This window comes from Antribacter sp. NEAU-D49 (genome assembly GCF_057158775.1).
In genome coordinates this window covers 1-20881 of record NZ_JBXTSN010000014.1, presented here as the reverse complement: position 1 = coordinate 20881, position 20881 = coordinate 1, and the positions used below count along the sequence as shown (strand labels likewise).

At 72.5% G+C, this 20881-nt stretch carries 18 protein-coding genes; 7 read left to right on the top strand and 11 right to left on the bottom strand.

What is annotated here, in order from left to right; translation table 11 throughout:
* The first annotated feature begins 89 nt into the window (after positions 1-89).
* Entirely contained in the window at positions 90-527 is a 438-nt protein-coding gene (locus tag AC060K_RS12250) for a DUF4307 domain-containing protein (RefSeq protein ID WP_483765695.1), read from the top strand.
* Positions 528-666: 139 nt separating this feature from the next.
* On the top strand, positions 667-1149 hold the full coding sequence (gene greA, locus AC060K_RS12245) for a transcription elongation factor GreA (protein WP_483765694.1): 483 nt from the start codon (positions 667-669) through the stop codon (positions 1147-1149).
* Between the two features lie 90 nt (positions 1150-1239).
* Here the strand turns inward: greA and AC060K_RS12240 are convergent, their stop codons facing one another.
* The 5 genes from AC060K_RS12240 to AC060K_RS12220 all read right to left on the bottom strand — a co-directional run bounded on the left by AC060K_RS12240 (position 1240) and on the right by AC060K_RS12220 (position 7101).
* Positions 1240-2577, bottom strand: coding sequence for an RNA polymerase sigma factor (locus AC060K_RS12240; RefSeq protein WP_483765693.1), 1338 nt, complete (start codon positions 2575-2577; stop codon positions 1240-1242).
* Positions 2578-2602: 25 nt separating this feature from the next.
* Entirely contained in the window at positions 2603-2941 is a 339-nt protein-coding gene (locus tag AC060K_RS12235) for a YciI family protein (protein ID WP_483765692.1), read from the bottom strand.
* Between the two features lie 96 nt (positions 2942-3037).
* Positions 3038-4291, bottom strand: coding sequence for a threonine ammonia-lyase (gene ilvA / locus AC060K_RS12230; RefSeq protein ID WP_483765778.1), 1254 nt, complete (start codon positions 4289-4291; stop codon positions 3038-3040).
* Positions 4292-4339: 48 nt separating this feature from the next.
* Positions 4340-5731: an AI-2E family transporter gene (locus AC060K_RS12225; protein ID WP_483765691.1), complete on the bottom strand. Its 1392-nt coding sequence runs from the start codon at positions 5729-5731 to the stop codon at positions 4340-4342.
* Between the two features lie 128 nt (positions 5732-5859).
* On the bottom strand, positions 5860-7101 hold the full coding sequence (locus AC060K_RS12220) for a cystathionine gamma-synthase (RefSeq protein ID WP_483765690.1): 1242 nt from the start codon (positions 7099-7101) through the stop codon (positions 5860-5862).
* A 91-nt stretch (positions 7102-7192) separates the two neighbouring features.
* Here AC060K_RS12220 and msrA point away from each other — a divergent pair, with 91 nt between their 5' ends.
* Both msrA and AC060K_RS12210 read left to right on the top strand, forming a co-directional pair.
* Complete coding sequence (gene msrA, locus AC060K_RS12215; RefSeq protein WP_483765689.1) at positions 7193-7870, top strand: peptide-methionine (S)-S-oxide reductase MsrA; 678 nt, start codon at positions 7193-7195, stop codon at positions 7868-7870.
* A gap of 166 nt (positions 7871-8036) precedes the next feature.
* Positions 8037-8636, top strand: a complete 600-nt coding sequence (locus tag AC060K_RS12210) for a pentapeptide repeat-containing protein (protein ID WP_483765688.1) — start codon at positions 8037-8039, stop codon at positions 8634-8636.
* Between the two features lie 74 nt (positions 8637-8710).
* Here the strand turns inward: AC060K_RS12210 and AC060K_RS12205 are convergent, their stop codons facing one another.
* Genes AC060K_RS12205 through AC060K_RS12180 form a run of 6 tightly spaced genes read right to left on the bottom strand, consistent with a single transcriptional unit; the run spans position 8711 to position 15345 of the window.
* Positions 8711-9991, bottom strand: a complete 1281-nt coding sequence (locus AC060K_RS12205; protein ID WP_483765687.1) for an ROK family protein — start codon at positions 9989-9991, stop codon at positions 8711-8713.
* Positions 9992-10013: 22 nt separating this feature from the next.
* Positions 10014-10814: an ABC transporter ATP-binding protein gene (locus tag AC060K_RS12200; RefSeq protein WP_483765686.1), complete on the bottom strand. Its 801-nt coding sequence runs from the start codon at positions 10812-10814 to the stop codon at positions 10014-10016.
* Positions 10811-11713 carry an ABC transporter ATP-binding protein gene (locus AC060K_RS12195; protein WP_483765685.1) on the bottom strand — a complete coding sequence of 301 codons (903 nt, stop codon included), beginning with the start codon at positions 11711-11713 and terminating at the stop codon, positions 10811-10813. Before AC060K_RS12195 ends, AC060K_RS12200 begins: the two co-directional genes overlap by 4 nt.
* Positions 11710-12624, bottom strand: a complete 915-nt coding sequence (locus AC060K_RS12190; RefSeq protein ID WP_483765684.1) for an ABC transporter permease — start codon at positions 12622-12624, stop codon at positions 11710-11712. Before AC060K_RS12190 ends, AC060K_RS12195 begins: the two co-directional genes overlap by 4 nt.
* Before the next feature lie 3 nt (positions 12625-12627).
* Positions 12628-13617, bottom strand: a complete 990-nt coding sequence (locus AC060K_RS12185) for an ABC transporter permease (protein ID WP_483765683.1) — start codon at positions 13615-13617, stop codon at positions 12628-12630.
* A 33-nt stretch (positions 13618-13650) separates the two neighbouring features.
* Positions 13651-15345 carry an ABC transporter substrate-binding protein gene (locus AC060K_RS12180; protein ID WP_483765682.1) on the bottom strand — a complete coding sequence of 565 codons (1695 nt, stop codon included), beginning with the start codon at positions 15343-15345 and terminating at the stop codon, positions 13651-13653.
* 290 nt (positions 15346-15635) lie between these two features.
* Between AC060K_RS12180 and AC060K_RS12175 the strand changes: the two genes are divergently transcribed.
* Genes AC060K_RS12175 through AC060K_RS12165 form a run of 3 tightly spaced genes read left to right on the top strand, consistent with a single transcriptional unit; the run spans position 15636 to position 20846 of the window.
* On the top strand, positions 15636-18092 hold the full coding sequence (locus AC060K_RS12175; RefSeq protein ID WP_483765681.1) for a glycoside hydrolase family 2 protein: 2457 nt from the start codon (positions 15636-15638) through the stop codon (positions 18090-18092).
* A 43-nt stretch (positions 18093-18135) separates the two neighbouring features.
* Entirely contained in the window at positions 18136-20289 is a 2154-nt protein-coding gene (locus AC060K_RS12170) for an alpha-galactosidase (RefSeq protein WP_483765680.1), read from the top strand.
* Positions 20286-20846, top strand: a complete 561-nt coding sequence (locus AC060K_RS12165; protein WP_483765679.1) for a hypothetical protein — start codon at positions 20286-20288, stop codon at positions 20844-20846. The genes AC060K_RS12170 and AC060K_RS12165 overlap by 4 nt, the downstream gene beginning before the upstream one ends.
* The last annotated feature ends 35 nt before the right edge of the window (positions 20847-20881 follow it).

The following is a 20881-nucleotide window of genomic DNA, read 5'->3' as shown; positions in this document are numbered from 1 at the left end:
GCGGACACCGTTTCCTCCGTATGGGTCGAGGTGTGGGTCATGGTCAAAGGTGGAGCCAGGCAGCCTGTGGGCTCAGGGACAATGGAACCATGAGCCACCCACAGGACCCGTCTGCCGAGGCTGCCGCCGACGAGTACCTGGCGGAGCGCTACGGTGCCCGCCGGCCCGGCGCCCGGCGCCTCGGAACCGGCGCCCGCGTGGCGGTGGCGGCCGCCCTGGCCGCCGCGGTGGCCGTGGCTGCCTGGTTCACGGTGGTACAGCAGCAGCGGGACCCGGTGTCCTTCACCGACGTGGGGTTCTCGGTGGGGAGCGCGGAGCAGGTCGACGTCACGTTCCAGGTGAGCATGCCGCCCGGGATGGAGGCGACCTGCCTGATCACCGCCATGAACACCGCCCACGCCCAGGTGGGGGCGCTCGAGGTGGAGGTGGGCCCGTCCGAGGCCCGCACCGCGCAGTACACGGTCACGGTCCGCACCACGGAGCGGGCCACCACCGGCGTGGTCGACAGCTGCACGGCCACGTCCTGACGGTATTCAACGGGCATTTGGTATCCTAAGAGATTCACACGCAGTGTTGATCGGTACACGCGCGTGCCCGCCGCACCGTCGGAGGCGCACGCGCGTCGCCACTTGTCGCTCGAACGAGCACCACGAAAGGAGAGCCCCCGTGGCCGATGCCTCTGTCACCTGGCTCACCCAGGAAGCGCACGACCGGCTCAAGGCCGAGCTGGAGCACCTCTCCGGTCCCTACCGGACCGAGATCGCCGAGCGCATCGCTGCCGCCCGCGACGAGGGTGACCTCAAGGAGAACGGCGGCTACCACGCGGCGCGCGAGGAGCAGGCCAAGAACGAGGCCCGCGTGCGCGAGCTCACCGAGAAGCTGCGTCACGTCCAGATCGGCACGCCGCCCGACGACGGCACGGTCGAGCCGGGCATGGTGGTCACCGCTCTCGTGGCGGGTGACGAGATGACGTTCCTCCTGGGCTCCCGCGAGATGGCGGGCACCACGGAGATGGACGTGTTCTCCCCCACCTCCCCCCTCGGCGCCGCCATCAACGGCAAGTCCGTGGGCGACAAGACCGCCTACGCGGCGCCGAACGGCCGCGAGATCGAGGTCGAGATCACCGGCGCCAAGCCGTTCCAGGGCTGACCGCCCGCTCGACCGCTGTGGGTATGGCTGTGGCGGGAATCCGGGCCGGATTCCCGCCACAGCCATACCCACAGCGGTCGTAGGGAGTAATCAGGCGAGCTCCGCCAGCCTCCGTTCCAGCAGCCGGCGGTCGCCCGCGCGGTCCACGACCTCGAGCGCACGTCGGTACCCGGCGACGGCCTCGGCGGTCCGCCCGGCCCGGCGCAGCAGGTCGGCCCGCACCGCGGGGAGCAGGTGGTACGCCGCGAGCTCCGGGGCGGCGGCGACCCGGTCCACCTCGGCGAGGCCCGCCTCCGGCCCACGGAGCATCGCGACGGCAACAGCCCGGTTGAGCGCCACCACGGGCGACGGCGTCAGCCCGGCCAGCACGTCGTAGAGCGCCGTGATCTCGGCCCAGTCGGTCTCCTCGGCCGACGCCGCCCGGGCGTGCAGCGCCGCCACGGCCGCCTGCACCTGGTACGGCCCCGGCCTGCGGGCGGCCAGGGCGTCGTCCAGCACCGCGAGGCCGTCCGCAATCTCGTCGTGGCGCCACAGCGACCGGTCCTGCTCCTCGAGCGTCCGCGGGACGCCGCCGTCCGTCAGCCGCGCACCCCGGCGGGCGTGCTGCAGCACCAGCAGCGCGAGGAGCCCCCGCGCCTCCGGCTCGTCGGGCAGGAGCCGGGCGACGAGCCGGGCGAACCGCACCGCGTCGTCCGCCAGCGCGCGCCGCGCCACCGCCCCGGCGGCGTCGTCCTCCGGTTCACCCCAGGCGTCGTAGCCCTCCGTGAACAGCACGTAGAGGACGGCGAGCACGGCCGACACCCGCTCCCGCAGCAGCCCCACCGGCGGCACCCGGAAGGAGATCCCCGTGTCCCGGATGCGCCGCCGCGCCCGGGTGAGCCGCTGCGCCATCGTCGTCTCCGGCACGAGGAAGGCCCGGGCCACCTGCGCCGTCGTCATGCCGGTGAGCGAGCGCAACGTGAGAGCCACCCTGCCCTCGAGCGGCAGCGCCGGGTGGCAGCAGGCGAAGACCAGGCGCAGCAGGTCGCCGTCTCCGTCGTCGTCCCCGGGCCCCGGCCAGCCCGGTGCGTCCGCCGCGTCGACCACGGCCCGGGCGACCGGGTCGGCGCCGCCCGCAGCGGCGCCGCCCGGCAGCCCGTCCACCCGTTCCGCGGCCCGGGCGGCGGACGCCACCTTCTCCCCCTCCACCCGGCGCCGCCGCAGGCGGTCGAGCGCGTGGTTGCGGGCGGTGGTGGTGAGCCAGGCGCCCGGCCGGTCCGGGACGCCGTCGCGGGTCCAGGTCTGCAGCGCCGTCGCGAACGCCTCCTGCGCGCACTCCTCCGCGAGCTCGAGGTCGCCGGTGCTCCGGGCCACCGCCGCCAGGACCCGCCCCCACTCGGCGCGGAACGCCTCCGCGACGGCGGTCCCGACGTCGGCGCCCGGCGTCATCGCGTCTCGCCGACCGTCCGCGGCATCACTCGCCCTCCTCGAACGGCCAGAAGGGCCGCAGCTCGATCGCGCCGCCGTAGGCCATGGGATGACCGGCGGCGATCGCGATCGCCTCGTCGAGGTCGGCCGCCTCGAGCACGTCGAAGCCGAAGATCTGCTCCTTCGTCTCGGCGAACGGGCCGTCGGTCACCAGGACCTCGCCACCACGGACGCGGACACCGACGGCGTCCTCCTGGGGACGGACCCGGTCACCGAGGATGCGCGCGCCGCTGGCGTCGTGCGTGCGCACCCACTCCTCGACGTCGGGCGCGGGGCCGCCGTCCGGCTCGTCCGGCGCGGACACGACCAGCATCAGGTACCTCATGACGTACTCCCTCCCGGGCAGCCCCGGTTGTCATCGTCGCGCGGCCGGGACGGCCGCGTCACCTGGACGACGAACGGGCACGCCGCCGCACGACACCTACGACGTGACGACGTCGAAACCGGCGTTCCGGAGCCGCTCCACCACCGCTGCGCAGTGCTCGGGCCCCTTGGTCTCCAGCCGGATGTTCACCGACACCTCGGACACGGCGAGGGACACGTCGGTACGCGCGTGGTCCACGTGGACGATGTTGGCTCCCGACGCCGCGATGGTCTCCACGAGCCCGGCGAGGGCGCCCGGCTTGTCCACGAGCCGCACCCGGAGCTGCAGGTAGCGCCCCGCGGCCACGAGGCCGTGCTGCACCAGGCGGAGCAGGACCAGCGGGTCCACGTTGCCGCCCGACAGCACGGCGACCACCGGGCCCTTGAGCTCGCCCGGTGCCGCCGCCAGCAGGCCCGCGACCCCCGCCGCGCCGGCCGGCTCGACGACGAGCTTGCTGCGCTCGAGCACCGCGAGCAGGGCCCGGGAGAGCTGGTCCTCGGTGACGGTGCGCACCTCGACGCCGCGCGACCGGACGATGCCGAAGGGCACGTCCCCGGGAGTTCCGACGGCGATGCCGTCGGCCATCGTGGGCCGCAGCCGGGCCGTGCGCGGGCGGCCCGCGGCCAGCGACTCGGGGTAGGCCGCCGCCTCACCGGCCTGCACGCCGATCACCCGGACGTGCGGCGCCAGCTCGCCCAGCACGGCGGCGATCCCCGCGACCAGGCCGCCGCCGCCGAGCGGGACCACCACGGTGGCGACGTCGGGCACCTGCTCCAGGATCTCAAGCGCGACGGTGCCCTGCCCCGCCACGATGTCCGCGTGGTCGAACGGGTGGATGAGGATGCGGCCCGAGCGTGCCGCCTCCACGCGCGCCGCCGCGAGGGCGTCGTCCACGCTGGCGCCGACCAGCCGCACGTCGGCGCCGTACCCGCGGGTGGCCGCCACCTTGGGCAGCGCGGCGTCCACCGGCATGTACACGACGGCGTCGATGCCCAGCATCCCCGCCGCGAGGGCGACACCCTGCGCGTGGTTGCCGGCGCTGGCCGCGACGACACCGCGCGCCCGCTCCTGGGGCGACAGGTGAGACAGGCGCACGTACGCCCCTCGCACCTTGAACGACCCCGCGCGCTGCAGGTTCTCGCACTTGAGGAAGACGCGGGACCCGGTGAGCTTCGTCAGGGCACGGCTCTCCTGCACGGGGGTACGGGTGATCACGCCGTCGAGCAGGCGGGCGGCCGCTCGGACGTCGTCGAGCGAGACGGAGGGCAGGACGGGCGGGATCGCCGCCGGAGTCTGTGGCACAGCGGGCATCGTGCCCGACGACGGCCGCACATGCACGTCCGGGACCTCAGCCCGAGGTCAGCGCTGGGCGCCGCCGGGGTTCTCGACCTCGTCGATCGCCTGCTCGGTCACCACGCCCTCGGCCGCACCGGCGTCGGCCGCACCACCCCCCGCGGCGGCCGCGGCCGCGCGCCTGCGCTGGGCCAGGGCGGCCTGCGCGGCGGCGGGGCCGCGGAGCCGCAGCCGGATCGGCGCCGCGTCGGCGGGCCGCCACCGAAGCGGCAGCCGGTCGTCCGTGCCGAGCTCGGGGAACTTGTCGTGCCCGTGCAGGTACAGGATCACCGTGTTGAGCAGGGCCGCGAGGGGCACGGCGAACAGTGCGCCCACGATGCCGGCCGCAAGGCTGCCGGCCGCCACCACGAGGATCACGGCGACCGGGTGCAGCGACACCGCCTGGCCCATGAGGAACGGCTGGAGCACGTGGCCCTCGATCTGCTGCACCAGGAGCACCACGCCGAGCATGATGAGCGCGGCCACCCAGCCGTTGGCGACGAGCACCACCACCACGGCCACCGACCCGGTCACGATGGCACCGACCACCGGCACGAACGAACCCACGAAGACGAGTACGGCGATGGGCAGCGCGAGGCTCGGGACGAAGAACGCCGAGCCGATGCCGATGCCGACGGCGTCCACGAACGCCACGAGGATCTGCGTGCGCACGTAGGCCGACAGCGTGACGATGCCGCGCCTGCCCGCCTGGTGCACGCGCTCCCGGGAACCGATCGGCAGCAGGTTGACGAGCCAGGCCCAGATCCCCCGGCCGTCGTGCAGGAAGAAGAACGTGCAGAACAGCGCGATCAGCGCGCCCACCGCCACATGGCCCACCGTGGTCGCCGCGCCCAGGGCGCCGGTGATGATGGCGCTCTGCTGCGCCTCGAGCTGGGTCAGCAGCTCGTCACCGTAGTCGGAGAGGTCCACCTGGAATCGCTCGTTCGCCCAGCGGATCAGCTCGTCGATGCCCGCGACTGCCTGGTCGCTCAGGTCGGCGAACCCACCGGCGATCGAGCGGCCCGAGAGCGTGATGAGCCCCGCGACGATGAGGAGGAGCGAGAGGAGCGAGAGACCGGACGACCCGCCGCGACCGATGCGGAGGTGCTTCTGGTAGAAGCGCCGCATCGGGGTCAGCAGCACCGCGAGCAGCATCGCCACGGCCACCGGCACCACGATCGTCTTGAGCGCGGCCAGCAGCCACACGCCGGCGGCGACGAAGACACCGATGAGCAGGATGCGCCAGGCCCACGCGGCAGCCGCCTGCACCGAGTAGGGCACGGCGGCGAGCGCCCGGGCCGACACGTCCGCCGCAGGGGACGAGGTGGTGCCGGGGGTGGTGGCGGGCGCGTCTTCCGGGACGTCTGCGGGGCCGGCGGGCGGCGACGGGGCGGTCTCCGGTCCTGAGTTCTCGGTCACGAGCCTCACCCTAGGTGAGACCTCGGACACTCACGCCCCGGAACACACCCCGGGCCATCCCTGACCTGCCCCTGAACTTTCCCCTACCCGCCGGGAAGGAGGCGCCCGGGCACGGCTGCCCGGGGCGCTCAGCGCAGCGCCTGCTCCAGGTCGGCGATCAGGTCGTCCGCGTCCTCGATGCCGACCGACAGCCGCACCAGGTCGTCGGGAACCTCGAGCGCCGAGCCCGCCACCGACGCGTGCGTCATGCGGCCCGGGTGCTCCACGAGGGACTCGACTCCCCCGAGCGACTCTGCGAGCGTGAACACGCGGGTCCGCGCGCAGACGTCCAGCGCCGCCGCCTCAGACCCCACCCGGAACGAGATCATCCCGCCGAAGTCGCGCATCTGGCGCTTCGCCAGCTCGTGCCCCGGGTGGGACGCCAGTCCCGGGTAGATCACCTGGGTGACCCGGGGGTGGGCGTCGAGGAACTCCGCCACCCGGGCGGCGTTCGCCGAGTGCCGGTCCATCCGCACCGCGAGCGTCTTCAGACCCCGCAGGGTGAGCCACGCGTCGAACGGCCCGGCGACCGCACCGGAGGCGTTCTGGTGGAACAGGACGGCGTCGGCCACGCTCGTCGAACCGCTGGGCGCGACCAGGCCGCCGGGCAGCAGCACGCCGTCGGGCACCGCCAGGGCGCCGCCGACGACGTCGCTGTGACCGCCCACGTACTTGGTGGTGGAGTGGACCACCACGTCGGCGCCCAGGGCGAGGGGCTGCTGCAGGTACGGGGTGGCGAACGTGTTGTCCACGACGAGCAGTGCACCCGCGGCGTGGGCCACCTCCGCGAGCGCGGCGATGTCGCTGATGCCGAGCAGCGGGTTGGTCGGCGTCTCGACCCACACGACCTTGGTACGGCCCGGCACGATGGCGGCCTCCGCCGCGGCGGGGTCGGTCAGGTCGGCCGGGGTGTGGTCGATGCCCCACGGGCCGAAGACCCGGGCGATCAGGCGGTAGGAGCCGCCGTAGGCGTCGTCGGGAAGCACGACGTGGTCGCCCGGGCGCAGCACGGCGCGCAGCAGGGTGTCCTCGGCGGCCAGCCCGGACGAGAAGGCGAAGCCCCGCACCACGACCTGCTCGCCCGCGGGCCGGTCGCTCGCGGGCGGTGTCTCTGCCGCCGCGATCGCCGACTCGAGCGCGGTGCGCGTCGGGTTGGCGGAGCGCGAGTACTCGTAGCCGCCGCGCAGGCCGCCCACACCGTCCTGCTTGTAGGTGGAGGTCAGGTAGACCGGCGGGATCACCGCGCCGGTGGTGGGGTCGGGGTCCTGGCCGGCGTGGATGGCGCGGGTCGAGAACCCGGCGTGGGTCCAGTCGTCGTGGGTGGTGCTCACCGGCTCAGCCTAGTTCGGCCCGGAACACCGCGCGTGCGCACCCTGTTGACGTCGGTGGGCGCGCACCAGGCGCCCGCAAAGGAGGAAAGAGATGTCGTTCTTCGAGCAGTTCTTCGGGTCGTCCGCCAAGACCAGCATGGTCGAGCCGGAGGAGGCGCTGCCGGGCCGCCAGACCCCCGTGCTGCAGACGCCGCGCCCGCACACGGTGCTCGGCACGTCGATCACCGGGCCGTGGGCGCCGGGGACCCGCGTGCTGTACCTGGCGATGGGCTGCTTCTGGGGCGCGGAGGAGATCTTCTGGCAGGTTCCGGGAGTGGTGAGCACCGCCGTCGGCTACATGGGCGGCACGACGCCGAACCCCACCTACGAGGAGGTGTGCACCGCCCGCACGGGGCACACCGAGACCGCGCTCGTGGCGTACGACCCGAAGCAGGTCTCCGAGGAGCAGCTGCTCCGGATCTTCTGGGAGCGCCACGACCCGACCCAGGGCTTCCGCCAGGGCAACGACGTGGGGACCCAGTACCGCTCGGCGGTCTACTGGACGGCGCCCGAGCAGGAGGCTGCCGTACGGGACACGATGAACCGCTACGCCGAGGTGCTGAGCGCCAAGGGCTACGACGCGATCACCACGGAGCTGCGCCCGGCCGCCGAGGCCGGCCCGTTCTACTACGCCGAGGACTACCACCAGCAGTACCTGAGCGACAGCAAGAACCCGAACGGCTACCGGTGCCACGCCACGACGGGCGTCCCGTTCCCGGCCGCCGTCTGACTCCCGCGCTGCCCGCTACCCGTGTGATCGGCAATTCGGTGCGTGTTCGGCAGTTCGAACTGCCGATCACGCACCGAATTGCCGATCACTCGCCGGCCGCCGCGCGGCGGGAGTCGCAACACCCGGCCGCCGTCCGACTGTCGGAGCGGCCCGCTAGGGTCGCAGGATGCAGCGACCCACCACCACGACCACCGTCTCGGGCGAGGACTGGTACGGGCGGGACCTCTCCGGCGAGACGTACGAGGCCACGCTGTTCGTCGACGTGGACCTCATGGAGGCCACGGGCACGGGCGCCACGTTCGACGACTGCGTGTTCCGCGGCGTCCAGCTGAACGCCGCGGTGCTGCGCGAGTGCGCGTTCACGGCCTGCCTGTTCGACCGCTGCGTGTTCTTCGACGCCACGTTCGAGCGGTGCAAGCTGGTGGGGTCCACGTTCACCTCGTGCACCTTCGACCTCCTCAAGGTCGAGGGCGGCAACTGGTCCTTCGTGAACCTCGGCCGTGCGGAGCTGGGCTCCGCGCGGTTCGAGGGCGTGCGTCTGCGCGAGGCAGACCTCAGCGACGTCCGGGCGCACGGGGGCGTGCTGCACGGCTGCGACCTGTCCGGCGCCGCCCTCGACGGCGCGGACCTCTCCGCGGCCGACCTGCGCGGGAGCGACCTCACGTCGCTGGACCCGCGGACCGCCAACCTCACGGGCGCGATCGTCGACCCCGACCAGGCGATCGCCGTCGCCGAGGCGCTCGGCCTGGTGGTCCGGCCGGACTGACGCCCCGCCGAGTTGTCAGAAGCTCTCCGGCCCATGTACCGGGGAGCTTCTGACAACTTGAGACAGCGCGCGCCTCAGCCCGCCGCCGCCGGCAGCACCGTGGGCCCGTCCTCGGTGGTGAGCCGCATCCGCACGCCGAACCGGCGCGGTACCAGCTCGCCCTGCAGCACCAGGGCCGCGGCGCCGACCGCCGCCGCCTCGTTGGCGTGGGACGACACCAGCACCCGCACCCCGTGCGTCCCCCGCGCCACGAAGGACGAGCTGGCCCGCTCCTGCACCTCCGGCAGGTAGAGGTCGCCGGCTACGGCGAACGCGGGCCCGGTGAGGACCAGCAGGTCCACGTCCATCACGGAGCAGAGGGTCTGCGCGGCCACCGCGAGGTAGCGGGCGGAGCGCGCCATGATCTCGGCGGCGGTCTCGTCGCCCGCGAGCGCCAGCCGGGCGACCTGCGCGAAGCCCTCGGTGACGTCGGCGCCGGGGGTGGGCCCGCCGTCGTCGGCCCCGGAAGCCGGGGCCTCCGCACCGAGCAGGCCCGCCTCGCGTGCTGCCGCGACCACGGCCGACGGTCCCGCGAAGGCCTCGATGCAGCCCACGTTGCCGCACCAGCACTCGGGGCCGTTGATGTCCACGCAGACGTGGCCGATCTCGCCCGCGTTGGCGCTGGCGCCGCGGTACGGCACGCCGTCGGCGATGGTGCCGGAGCCCACGCCGGTGGCCATGTAGAGCACGCTGAAGGCCGTCGAGTGCTCGGCGCCCCCGGTCCAGTGCTCGCCGACGGCGGCGGCGGTGGCGTCGTTGTCGATCACGACGGGGTACCCGGACGCGGCCTCGAGCCGTGCCTTCAGCGGGTAGTCGACCCACTGGTGCAGCGACGGCCGGGAGATGACCAGGCCGGTCGCCGCGGTCAGCGGCCCGGGCGAGACCACGCCGAGGCCCAGCACGCGCTCCGGGTCCACGCCGGCGTCGGCGACGACCCGCTCCACCTGGAGGGTGATCTCCCGGACGACGGCGTCCGGGTCGGCCCCCACCCCCTCCTGCCGGTAGCGGGACACGATCGTGCCGCCCAGGTCGAGCAGCACGTACGTGATCCCGTCGTGGTCCAGGTGGATGCCCACCGCGTAGCGGCTGGTGGGGACCATCCGGAGCAGCATGCGCGGCTTGCCGCCCGTCGACGCGGCACGACCCGCCTCCACGACGAGGCCCTCGTCGAGGAGCCGCCGCACCTCGTTCGAGACCGTCGCGCCGGTCAGTCGGGTCGCGTGCACGATCTCGACGCGACTGATCATCCCGGCGGTCCGGATGGCGTCGATGATCGCGGCTCTCGCGTTGGCGTGGTCCGCCCCGGTGCCGAGCATGGTCCTCCTCACGGTTGGGGCGTCAGCCCTGGAGCTCGCGCAGGCGGCGCTCGGGATCGGGCGAGGCCTCGCGCAGAGTGCGCGTGTACTCGTGCTGCGGGTTCAGGATGACCTCGTCCGCGACGCCGCGCTCGACGATTCTCCCCCGGTACATGACCAGGATGTCGTCGCTGAAGTGGCGGGCGGTCGCCAGGTCGTGAGTGATGTAGAGCACGCCCAGATTCTCCTCCTGCTGGAGGCCGGACAGGAGGTTCAGCACGCCGAGGCGGATCGACACGTCCAGCATCGACACCGGCTCGTCGGCCACGAGGATGCCCGGCCCGGGCCCGAGGGCCCGTGCGATGGCGACCCGCTGCCGCTGCCCGCCCGACAGCTCGTGCGGCCGGCGCTCCGCGAGGTCCTCGTGGAGCCGGACCCTGCGCAGCAGCGACTGGACCCGCTCGCGCAGCTCGTCGTTGCTCAGGCCCGGGTGGTGCAGCGCGACCGGCCGGGCCAGGTGGTGGCCCACGGTGTGGAACGGGTTGAGCGACCCGAACGGGTCCTGGAACACCATCTGCACCTGGTGCCGGTAGGCGTGCTGCGCCCGCCGGCCGCGCCCCACCGGCTGGCCGTCCAGCAGGAGCTGCCCGCTCGTGGGCCGTTCGAGCTGGGTGAGGATCTTGGCGATCGTCGACTTGCCGGAGCCGGACTGGCCCACGAGCGCCACGGTGCGGCCGGGCTCCAGGGTGAAGGAGACCCCGTCCACGGCCCGCAGGGTGGTGGACCGGAAGCCGGCCCGCAGGCGGTACTCCTTGGTGACGTCGCGCAGCTCGAGCGTGGTCATCGGATCTCCTCCGCGTGCGTGCTGCCCGTGTCGCGCACGAACCCGCCGCGCTCCCCGGTCAGGCTGGGGAACGAGCCGAGCAGCGTCCTGGTGTACTCGTGCTGCGGCTGCGTGTAGAGGGTGAGCGCCTCGGCGAGCTCGACGATGCGTCCCTCCCGCATGACGGCGATGCGGTCGCTGATCTCCAGCAGCAGCGGCAGGTCGTGCGTGATGAACACGACCGCGAACCCCAGCTCCGACCGGAGGCGGGTGATCTCCCGCAGGATCTCCCGCTGCACCACCACGTCGAGCGCGGTGGTGGGCTCGTCCATGATCATGACCTGCGGGTCGAGGGCCATGGCCATCGCGATCATGACGCGCTGGCGCATGCCGCCCGACAGCTCGTGCGGGTAGGCGTTCAGCCGGTTCCGGTCCACGCCCACGCGCTCCAGGAGCTCGCCGCAGCGCTCCCGCCGCTCCTTCTTGCCGAGCTCCGGCCGGTGCGTGGTGAACACGTCCTCGAGCTGGTCGCGCACCTTCTTCACCGGGTTGAGCGAGTTCATCGCCCCCTGGAAGACCATCGAGATCTTCTCCCAGCGGAAGAACCGCAGGTCGTCGCCCTCCAGGGCACGGACGTCGATGGTGTGCCCCTCGCGCGAGTGGAACATCACCGAGCCGCCGGTCACGACGGCCGGCGACTTGAGCAGCCGGTTCACGCCGTACGCGAGGGTCGACTTGCCGCAGCCCGACTCCCCCGCCAGGCCCAGGACCTCGCCCCGGCCCAAGGTGAGGGACACGTGGTCCACGGCCCGGACCACCTTCTCGGCCCGGTACTCGATGCTCAGGTCCGTGATCTCGAGGACGGGGTCCACCTCGTGCCGCGGGGCACGCCCCGCGGTGGTGGGCAGGGTGGCGGTCATGCGGTCACCTCCTTCTCGGCGGCGCCCTCCACCGCGGTGCCCGACGACGGCGCGGTCGTCTGCCACCGCTTCGTCACCGCGCGCGTGTGGTCCCGCAGGCGAGGGTTGATGATCTCGTCGATGGAGAAGTTGATGAGGGCCAGCGCGGCGCCGAAGAGCGCGATGCTGAGGCCCGGCGGGATGAACCACCACCACGCCCCGCGCATCAGCGCCAGGCTGTTCTGCGCGTAGTAGAGCATGGTGCCCCAGGTGAACGAGCCGGTGGCACCGAGGCCGAGGAACGACAGGCCGGCCTCGCCGAGGATGGCGAAGATGATGCCGAACACGGCCTGCGACGCCAGGAGCGGCACCAGGTTGGGCAGGATCTCGACCAGCAGCACCCGCCAGGGACGCTCGCCCGCCACACGGGCCGCGAGCACGTAGTCGCGGCTCCGCACGGACAGCGTGAAGCCGCGCAGCACCCGGGCCGACCCGGCCCAGCTCGTGACGGCGAGGACGCCGGCCACCAGCCAGACGCTCTTGTCGGTCACATAGCTGGAGATGATGATCACCAGCGGCAGGCCGGGGATCACGAGCATGACGTTGGAGAAGAGCGAGAAGCCCTCGTCGACCCAGCCGCCCACGTATGCGCCGACCACGCCGAAGAAGGCGGAGAGCAGCAGCGTCAGCACTCCGACGACGAGGCCGATGATCAGCGAGCCCCGCGTGGCGTGGGCGAACTGCGCCAGCACGTCCTGGCCGGTCTGCGTGGTGCCGAGAAGGTGGTCCGCGCTGGGCGCGGACAGCCCGATGTTGTCGATCCCGGACGGGTCGGCCACCACGAACGGCCCGATGACCCCCCAGAGCACGAACGCGCCCACGATGATCAGGCCCACCAGGAGCTTGGGGGTGAGAGGTGGAAGGTTGCGCATGGCTCAGCTCCTCGCTCGGGTGCGCGGGTCGATGACGCCGTACAGCAGGTCCACCAGCAGGTTGGCGCCCAGCACGGACAGCGTGATCACCAGGAAGATTCCCTGCATGAGCGCGTAGTCGTTCGAGTTCACGGCCTGCAGCAGCATGTTCCCGATGCCGGGGTAGCTGAACACCACCTCGGCCACGATGGAGCCGGCCACGACGAAGCCGAGCGAGATCGCGAAGCCCGCGACGGACGGCAGCACCGCGTTGCGGGCCGCGTAGGCCCGCATGATCCGGCGGGGGTGGATGCCCTTGGCCTCGGCCGTGAGGATGTAGTCCTCCGAGAGCGTGGAGACCATCATGTTGCGCATCCCGAGCATCCAGCCACCCACGGACGACAGCACGATCGTGATGGCGGGCAGCGTGCCGTAGTAGATGACCGACTGGATGAACGGCCAGTTCCACCCCGGGAACGTGCTCCAGGGGTCGTAGCCGCCGTTCAGGGGCGAGACGCCCAGGATCAGGCCGAACACGTACAGCAGGATCAGGGCCAGCCAGAAGTACGGCACCGACTGCAGCATGGTCAGCCCAGGGATCAGGTTGTCGACCCACGACCCGCGCTTCCAGCCGGCGAGCGTGCCGAGGCCGACGCCGAGCAGGAACGAGATGATCGTCGACAGGCCGATGAGACCCAAGGTCCAGGGCAGCGTCTGGCCGATCATGTCCGACACGGAGGCCGGGAAGTAGGCGACCGACCGGCCCAGGTCACCACGGGCGATCTGGCCCCAGAACCCGAGGTACTGCTGCCAGAGCGGCTGGTCCAGGTCGGCGCCGAGGAGGAGCTCGATGGCGCGCCGGGTCTCCGGCGTCACCTGCCCCTTCTGCGCGAGCTTGGAGACGAGCTGATCCACCGGGTTGCCGGGCATCAGCCGTGGGATGAGGAAGTCCAGGGTGACGGCCGCCCACAGCGCGACCGCGTAGAACCCCAGCTTCTGCAGCACGAATCTCATCTCAGTGTCCTCTCGAGCTCCTCCTCGTCGCGATCACTCGGCCGGGACGATCGTCTTCAGGACGATGCCGTTGTCCCAGGCCTTCCACGAGGCGGCGAAGGCGTACTTGTCCTCGTTGCTCGGGAAGCCCGTGACCTTCGAGTTGTTGAACTCCGTGAGGGTCGAGTTGATGTAGATCGGCACGTACGGCATGTCCCGCACGATCTCGCCCTGGATGGTGGCGTAGGCCTCCTTCTGCGCCGCCTCGTCGTCGGTCGCGGCAGCGGCCTTGATCGCCTCGTCCACCACGGGGTTGGAGTAGCGGGAGAAGTTCTGCCCGTAGGACGCCTCGCCCACCTTCGTGGTGCTGGTGGACGCGTACCGAGGGTTGTACGTGAAGTACGGGTTCGCGGAGGCGCCGAGGCCGATGGAGTCGAGCGAGAGCTGGAACGTGCCCTTGGTCTGGTTGTCGTTCCACTCGTTCCAGGCGAGCTGCGTCGGCTTGAGCTCGATGCCGACCTCCTTGAACTGCTGCGCCATCGTGTCGTTCAGCGAGATGTAGTCGCTCCAGCCGGTGACGGTCTGGATCGTCATGGACAGCTTCTGGCCGTCCTTCTCCCGGATGCCGTCAGCACCCATGACCCAGCCGGCGGCGTCGAGCAGCTCGTTGGCCTTGGCAGTGTCCGCACCCTCGGGAGTGGTGAGGTGCGCGGGGTCGGCGATCCAGTCGGCGTCGCGCTCCGGGAGCAGGAGCGTGGGCGAGCCGGTCGCGGCGAAGCCGCCGCCGGCAAGCTGGTTGAGCTGCTCGCGGTCCATCGCGTGGTACATCGCCTGGCGCACGGCCGGGTCGGTCTGCGGCCCCTCGCAGCCGAGGTCGGCGTTGGAGCAGGTGAAGATCGAGGTGGTGAGCGCCGGGGTGTTCACGTACGACAGGTCGGGGTTGTCGGCCAGGAGCGTGTCCAGGTCGGGGAGGAACGAGCTCATCCAGTCGACCTGGCCGGAGATCAGGGCGGCAGCGGCGGCGTCGGCGTTGTCCAGGGAGATGTAGCGGATCTCGTCCACCGAGGGCTTGCCCTCCTCCCAGTAGCTGCCGTTCTTCTCCAGCAGGTAGCTCTGGGCCGAGAACGACTTGAGCTTGTAGGCGCCGGTGCCGACGGGGTTCTGGTTGATCGTGGTGATCGGGTCGTCGAGCTCGGACCAGATGTGCTCGGGCACGATCGCCTGGTTGCCGAGGACCTGCGGCTCCTGCATGTACGAGGTCTCGGGGAACGTCAGGGTCACGTGGGTGTCGTCGATGGCCTCGGCCGTGGCGGCGAGGCCCGACGTGTTGAGCTCCGGCGTCTCGGCGATCAGGTTGAACGTGAACGCCACGTCGGCGGCCGTGAACGGCTCGCCGTCCGACCACTCGACGCCCTCGCGGGTGGTGATGGTCAGCTCGGTGCCGTCCTCGTTCCACTCCCACGACTCGCCCAGCAGGGGCGTGGGTTCCGAGGTCTCGGCCAGGTTGTACCAGAAGAGCGGCTCGTAGATCACGCCGAGCGTGGGCTGCAGAGCCGTCGGGGAGAACGGGTTCCAGTTCTCGTTGATCGTGCCGGTCGCACCGTTGAAGACGGTCATGGTGCTGCCACCGCCGGCGTTGCCGCCCTGGGCCGCGCCGGAGCACGCGCTGAGCGCGAACGCCGCTGCGGACACGAGTGCGACACCAGCCATGGCGCGGCGCCGCGTGCGCCGCGAGGAGGAGTGCGTCATCGGAATCCCTCTGTTGGTCGCCTTCGTCGGCGAGGCCGTGCCGCGGCGCCCGGGAACGCCCCCATCGGCGGACCCGGCGGGTGTGACCCACGCCGCAGCAGGACCTTTTGTAACTGACGAAACGAAGTCCTGTCAATCGCCCCATGGTGCGTCGTTGCCGTTCTGTGACCCGATCCCGACCCTGTGGACACAGGTTTGACGAACTTTCTTCGTTCACTGAACAATGAAGACGTCGCGCGCCCGACGACGTCGCGACGCTCCCGGACACCGCTCGAGGACGAGGATCGACGATGATCAGCCGTGACCTGACCGCCTGGACCCTGACCGCCACCGGCGGGCCCGTTCCCGCCGACCTCGCGGAGAAGCTCCGCGACCTGCCCGCCACGGTGCCCGGCACCAGCCACACCGCGCTGCTGGACCACGGTCTGATCCCCGACCCGTACCTGGGCACGAACGAGACCGCCCTCGCCTGGATGAAGCGCGCCACCTGGCGCTACGCCACCACGCTCGACGAGGCCGCCCCCGCAGGCGACGAGCGCGTCGACCTGGTGCTCGACGGCGTCGACACGGTCGCCACCATCGCGCTCGGCGGCACCGAGCTGGGGCGTACCGCCAACATGCACCGCGGCTACCGCTTCGACGTACGGCACCTGGTGGGCGGCCCCGCCGGCCTCACCGTGGACCTGGCGTCCGCCCTGGAGACCGCCGAGGCCGAGGCGGAGCGCCTGGGCGCGCGCCCCATGGCGTACACCCAGCCGTTCAACATGGTCCGCAAGATGGCGTGCTCGTTCGGCTGGGACTGGGGCCCCGACCTGCAGACGGCGGGCCTGTGGAAGCCGGTACGCGTGCAGCGCTGGCGCGTGGCCCGCCTGGCGCAGGTGCGCCCGCTCGTCACCGTGGACGGCACCACCGGCGTCGTCGAGGTCCACGTCGAGGTGGAGCGCTCCGGCCTGGGCGAGGCGGGGCCGGTCACCGTCCGCGCCGCCGTCGCCGGCCGTACCGCGGAGGTGACGGTCGAGACCTCGGCGAGCGCCGCCGTCGTGCGGATCGAGGTGCCCGACGCCCCGCTGTGGTGGCCCGCCGGGTACGGCGAGCAGCCGTTGGTGCCGCTGGAGGTGACCCTCGCGGGGGCCGACGGCGAGCCGCTGGACCACTGGACCCGTCGCATCGGCTTCCGGACCGTGACGCTCGACCGGTCCCGCGACGAGCACGGCACGCGCTTCACGCTGGCGGTCAACGGCCGGCCGGTGTTCGTGCGCGGCGCCAACTGGATCCCCGACGACCACCTCCTCACCCGGATCACCCGCGAGCGCCTCGCGGAGCGCGTGGACCAGGCGCTCGGCGCGCACCTCAACCTGCTGCGCGTGTGGGGCGGCGGCATCTACGAGACCGACGACTTCTACGACGTGTGCGACGAGCGGGGCGTGCTGGTCTGGCAGGACGTGCTCCTCGCCTGCGCCGCCTACCCGGAGGAGGACCCGCACTGGGCAGAGTTCGAGGCGGAGCTCCGGGAGAACGTGGCCCGGCTGACGCCGCACCCGTCGCTGGTGCTGTGGAACGGCGGCAACGAGAACCTGTGGGGCCACGAGGACTGGGGCTGGAAGGAGCGGCTGGGCGACCTCACGTGGGGCGCGCGCTACTACGCGGAGCTGTTCCCGGCGGTGGTGGCCGAGCTCGACCCGACCAGGCCGTACGCGGACGGGTCGCCGTACTCCCCCGGCTTCAGCGCCGAGGAGATGCACCCGAACGACCCGGACCACGGCACCCACCACCAGTGGGAGGTGTGGAACCGGGTGGACTACACGCACTACCGCGACGACGTGCCGCGCTTCTGCTCGGAGTTCGGGTTCCAGGGGCCGGCCACGTGGGCCACCCAGAGCCGGGCGCTGGGCGAGACGTCGAAGGAGGACCCGGCGTTCCTGCTCCACCAGAAGGCCGACGACGGCAACGGCAAGCTCGACCGCGGCATGGCCCCGCACCTGGGCGTGCCGGAGGACTTCGCCGACTGGCACTGGGCCGCGCAGCTCAACCAGGCGCGCGCGATCCAGTACGCCGTGGAGCACTACCGGTCGTGGTGGCCGCGCACCGCGGGCGCGATCGTGTGGCAGCTCAACGACTGCTGGCCCGTGACGTCGTGGGCGGCCGTGGACGGCGACGGCCGCCGCAAGCCGCTCTGGTACGCGATGCGGCACGCCTTCGCGGACCGGGTCCTCACGGTCCAGCCGCGGGGGTCCGAGCTGGAGCTCGCCGTGGTCAACGACACCGACGAGCCCTGGCAGGGCACGGTCGCGCTGCGTCGGACGACGCTGGGAGGCGACGTGCTGGCGTCGTCGGGCAGCGAGGTGGACGTGGCACCGCGCTCCGTGGCGCTCGTGCCGCTGGCGGGCGATGTCGTGGCGGTCGGTGATGTCACCGGCGAGGCGCTCGTCGCCGAGCTGGGGGGCGTGCCTACGGTGTTCCTGTGGGCAGAGGACAAGGACCTCGCGCTCGACCCGGCGCCGGTGACGGCAGCCGTGGCGGCCGAGCCGGGCGGTTACGCCGTCGAGGTGACCGCGCACTCCCTCGCCCGCGGCGTGACGCTCCTGGTGGACCGGCTGGACCCGGCGGCGACGGTGGACGACCAGGTCGTCGATCTTCCGGCGGGTGCGACCATCACCTTCCACGTCGCCACGGATCGCGAGCTGGACGCGGAGGCCCTGGTCTCCGCACCGGTGCTGCGTACTGCCAACGACGTCGTGGTGCACTGAGCACCGCCCGCGCGGCCGACCACCGACCCTCCTGGAGGACGTCATGACCGGATGGACCACCCTGCGCCGGGACGGCGTGTCCCTCGTCGTGGGGCACCCCGACGCGGGTCTGCCCACGGTGCTGCACTGGGGCGCCGACCTGGGCGACCTCACCGCCGACGACCTGGCGGCGCTCGACGCCGCGACCAGCCGGCAGACCGCGCCCGGGACGCTCGACGCGGCGTGGCGGGTGCCGCTGGTGCCCCAGGAGTCGGACGGATGGGCGGGCCGGCCCGGTCTGCTCGCGACGGCCGGCGGGGCGCCGCTCTTCCCCCGCTGGACCGTGGCCGAGGTGGCGCGGGACGCCGCCACCCTCACGGTCACGGCCGAGGACCCGGAGCACGGGCTGCACCTGCGCACGCGGGCCGAGATCGGCGAGGGCGGCGTGGTCCGCCTGGAGCACGAGCTCACGAACACGGGCACGGCACCGCTGGACGTCGCGTGGCTCGAGGCGACGCTGCCCGTGCCGAAGACCGCCGACCACCTCACCCGGTTCACCGGACGGTGGCCACGCGAGAAGTCCCCCGTCACGGGGACGCTCCCGCCCGGGTCCACCACGCGGGAGTCGCGGCGCGGCCGCGGCGGGCACGACATGCCGTGGGTCAGCCTCGTGACGGCGGGCGCGCCCCGGAACCGCGCGGGCGAGGTCTGGGCCGTGCACCTCGGCTGGAGCGCCGACACGACCCACCGGACCGACCAGCTGACCGAGCACGTGACGCTCCTCGGCGCCGGGGAGCTGCTGCGCCCGGGCGAGATCCGGCTCGCGCCGGGGGCGTCGTACCGCACGCCGGTGGCGTACTTCGTGTGGTCCGCGGCAGGGCTCGACGGCGTCTCCGACCGGTTCCACCGCTGGCTCCGCGCCCGCCCCCAGCACCCGCGCACCCCGCGACCCCTCGTGCTGAACACGTGGGAGGCGGTCTACTTCGACCACTCCCCCGCCAAGATCGAGCGGCTGGCCCGGCGGGCCGCCGAGGTGGGTGTGGAGCGTTTCGTGCTCGACGACGGCTGGTTCCACGACCGCCGCGACGACACCCGTGGCCTCGGCGACTGGGTGGTGGACCGGTCCGTGTGGCCGGACGGCCTGGGGCCGCTGGCCGCCCTGGTGCACGAGCTCGGCATGCAGTTCGGGCTCTGGTTCGAGCCGGAGATGGTCAACCTGGACTCCGACCTGGCCCGGGAGCACCCCGAGTGGGTCCTGTCCAGCACGCGCGCGCTGCCGTCGCCCGACGGGCTCTCGTGGCGCACGCAGTACGTGCTCGACCTCGCGAACCCGGAGGCGTGGGAGCACGTGCGCGGGCAGATCTCGGCGCTCGTGGACGAGCTCGGCATCGACTTCATCAAGTGGGACCACAACCGCGACCTGGTGGAGCCGGTCCACGAGGGCCGGCCCGGCACCCACTCCCAGACGCTCGCCACGTACGCCCTGATCGACCGGCTCAAGGCCGACCACCCGGGGCTGGAGATCGAGTCGTGCTCGTCCGGCGGCGCCCGCACCGACCTGGGCATCCTGGCCCGCACCGACCGGGTCTGGGCCTCCGACTCCAACGACCCCGTGGAGCGGCAGGACATCCAGCGGTGGACCGAGCTGGTGCTCCCGCCCGAGCTGGTGGGCGCGCACGTAGGTCCGTCCCCCGCGCACTCCTCGGGGCGGGCGACGGACCTGTCGTACCGGGTCACGACGGCGCTCATGGGCTCCGCCGGCTTCGAGTGGGACATCCTCACCTGTGACGAGGACGAGGTCGCGGCGATCACCGCCTACGCGGCCCTCTACAAGGAGCTGCGGGGCGTGCTCCACACGGGGACCCTGGTGCACCCCGACACCGTGGACCCGGCGCTGCGGGTCACCGGCGTGGTGGCGCAGGACCGCTCGGAGGCGGTGTTCACGATCGCCACGGTGGCGTCGCTCACCGACGCGCTGACCGAGCGGGTGCGGCTCGAGGGGCTCGACCCGTCGCGGCGGTACACGCTGCGCGTGCGGGACGAGGTGGGCGCCGCCCGCTGGGGCTGGGTCACGCCCGCCTGGATCGGCAAGGAGCCGGTGGTGCTGCCGGGTTCGGTGCTCACCGGCGTGGGCCTCCAGCTCCCGACGCTGTGGCCGGTGCAGGCCCTGATCCTGCACCTCACGGCGGCCGGGGCCGGCCAGGAGGTCTCCCGGTGAGAGAGCAGGAGCCGGCATTCCCCGGGATGGTGTTCGCGAAGCGGTGGGGAGGCGCGACCGTCAGCGAGGTCACGCGCACGGACCAGCCGCGCGAGATCGTCTACGGCAACGTGTGGGTCCCGAAGCACGAGCAGAAGACGTGGGCGTTCGCGGCCGTGCGGCTGGACCGCCGCCTGCCGCACGTCGTCCTGGAGAACGTGCGCGGTGGCGGGCTCATCGCAACCAGCGTGGGGACCCCCAGCGGGAAGCGCGTGCGGCTGGGACGCGAGTTCGACCGGACGTTCCACCTGTACGTGCCGAAGGGCCGGGAGCACGACGCGCCGTCCCTGCTCACGCCGGACGTGGTGAGGCGTGTCCTCGACCTTCCGAAGGGGATCGACCTCGACCTGGAGATCGTGGACGACCGGCTCCTGATCTACTCGCCCCTGCGGATCCTCGGCCCGGGCCTGGAGACGGGGGTCCCGATCCGGGAGTCGCTCGTGCTGCCCGCCCTCGAGCAGCTCGTCGCCGACCTGCTGCCGGCGGTCGGCGAGTGGGCGCGGTGGGGCGAGGCCTGACCCGGCTGCCCGCGCCGTCCGCTGTGGGTACACGA

Coding starts and splice junctions, on each gene's coding strand:
- AC060K_RS12190 (WP_483765684.1), bottom strand. CDS start 12,624: ATGCGCAACCTTCCACCTCTCACCCCCAAGCTCCTGGTGGGCCTGATC.
- AC060K_RS12240 (WP_483765693.1), bottom strand. CDS start 2,577: ATGACGCCGGGCGCCGACGTCGGGACCGCCGTCGCGGAGGCGTTCCGC.
- msrA (WP_483765689.1), top strand. CDS start 7,193: ATGTCGTTCTTCGAGCAGTTCTTCGGGTCGTCCGCCAAGACCAGCATG.
- AC060K_RS12185 (WP_483765683.1), bottom strand. CDS start 13,617: ATGAGATTCGTGCTGCAGAAGCTGGGGTTCTACGCGGTCGCGCTGTGG.
- AC060K_RS12235 (WP_483765692.1), bottom strand. CDS start 2,941: ATGAGGTACCTGATGCTGGTCGTGTCCGCGCCGGACGAGCCGGACGGC.
- AC060K_RS12205 (WP_483765687.1), bottom strand. CDS start 9,991: ATGCTCGGCACCGGGGCGGACCACGCCAACGCGAGAGCCGCGATCATC.
- AC060K_RS12210 (WP_483765688.1), top strand. CDS start 8,037: ATGCAGCGACCCACCACCACGACCACCGTCTCGGGCGAGGACTGGTAC.
- AC060K_RS12175 (WP_483765681.1), top strand. CDS start 15,636: ATGATCAGCCGTGACCTGACCGCCTGGACCCTGACCGCCACCGGCGGG.
- AC060K_RS12200 (WP_483765686.1), bottom strand. CDS start 10,814: ATGACCACGCTCGAGCTGCGCGACGTCACCAAGGAGTACCGCCTGCGG.
- AC060K_RS12250 (WP_483765695.1), top strand. CDS start 90: ATGAGCCACCCACAGGACCCGTCTGCCGAGGCTGCCGCCGACGAGTAC.
- AC060K_RS12195 (WP_483765685.1), bottom strand. CDS start 11,713: ATGACCGCCACCCTGCCCACCACCGCGGGGCGTGCCCCGCGGCACGAG.
- ilvA (WP_483765778.1), bottom strand. CDS start 4,291: ATGCCCGCTGTGCCACAGACTCCGGCGGCGATCCCGCCCGTCCTGCCC.
- AC060K_RS12180 (WP_483765682.1), bottom strand. CDS start 15,345: ATGACGCACTCCTCCTCGCGGCGCACGCGGCGCCGCGCCATGGCTGGT.
- AC060K_RS12170 (WP_483765680.1), top strand. CDS start 18,136: ATGACCGGATGGACCACCCTGCGCCGGGACGGCGTGTCCCTCGTCGTG.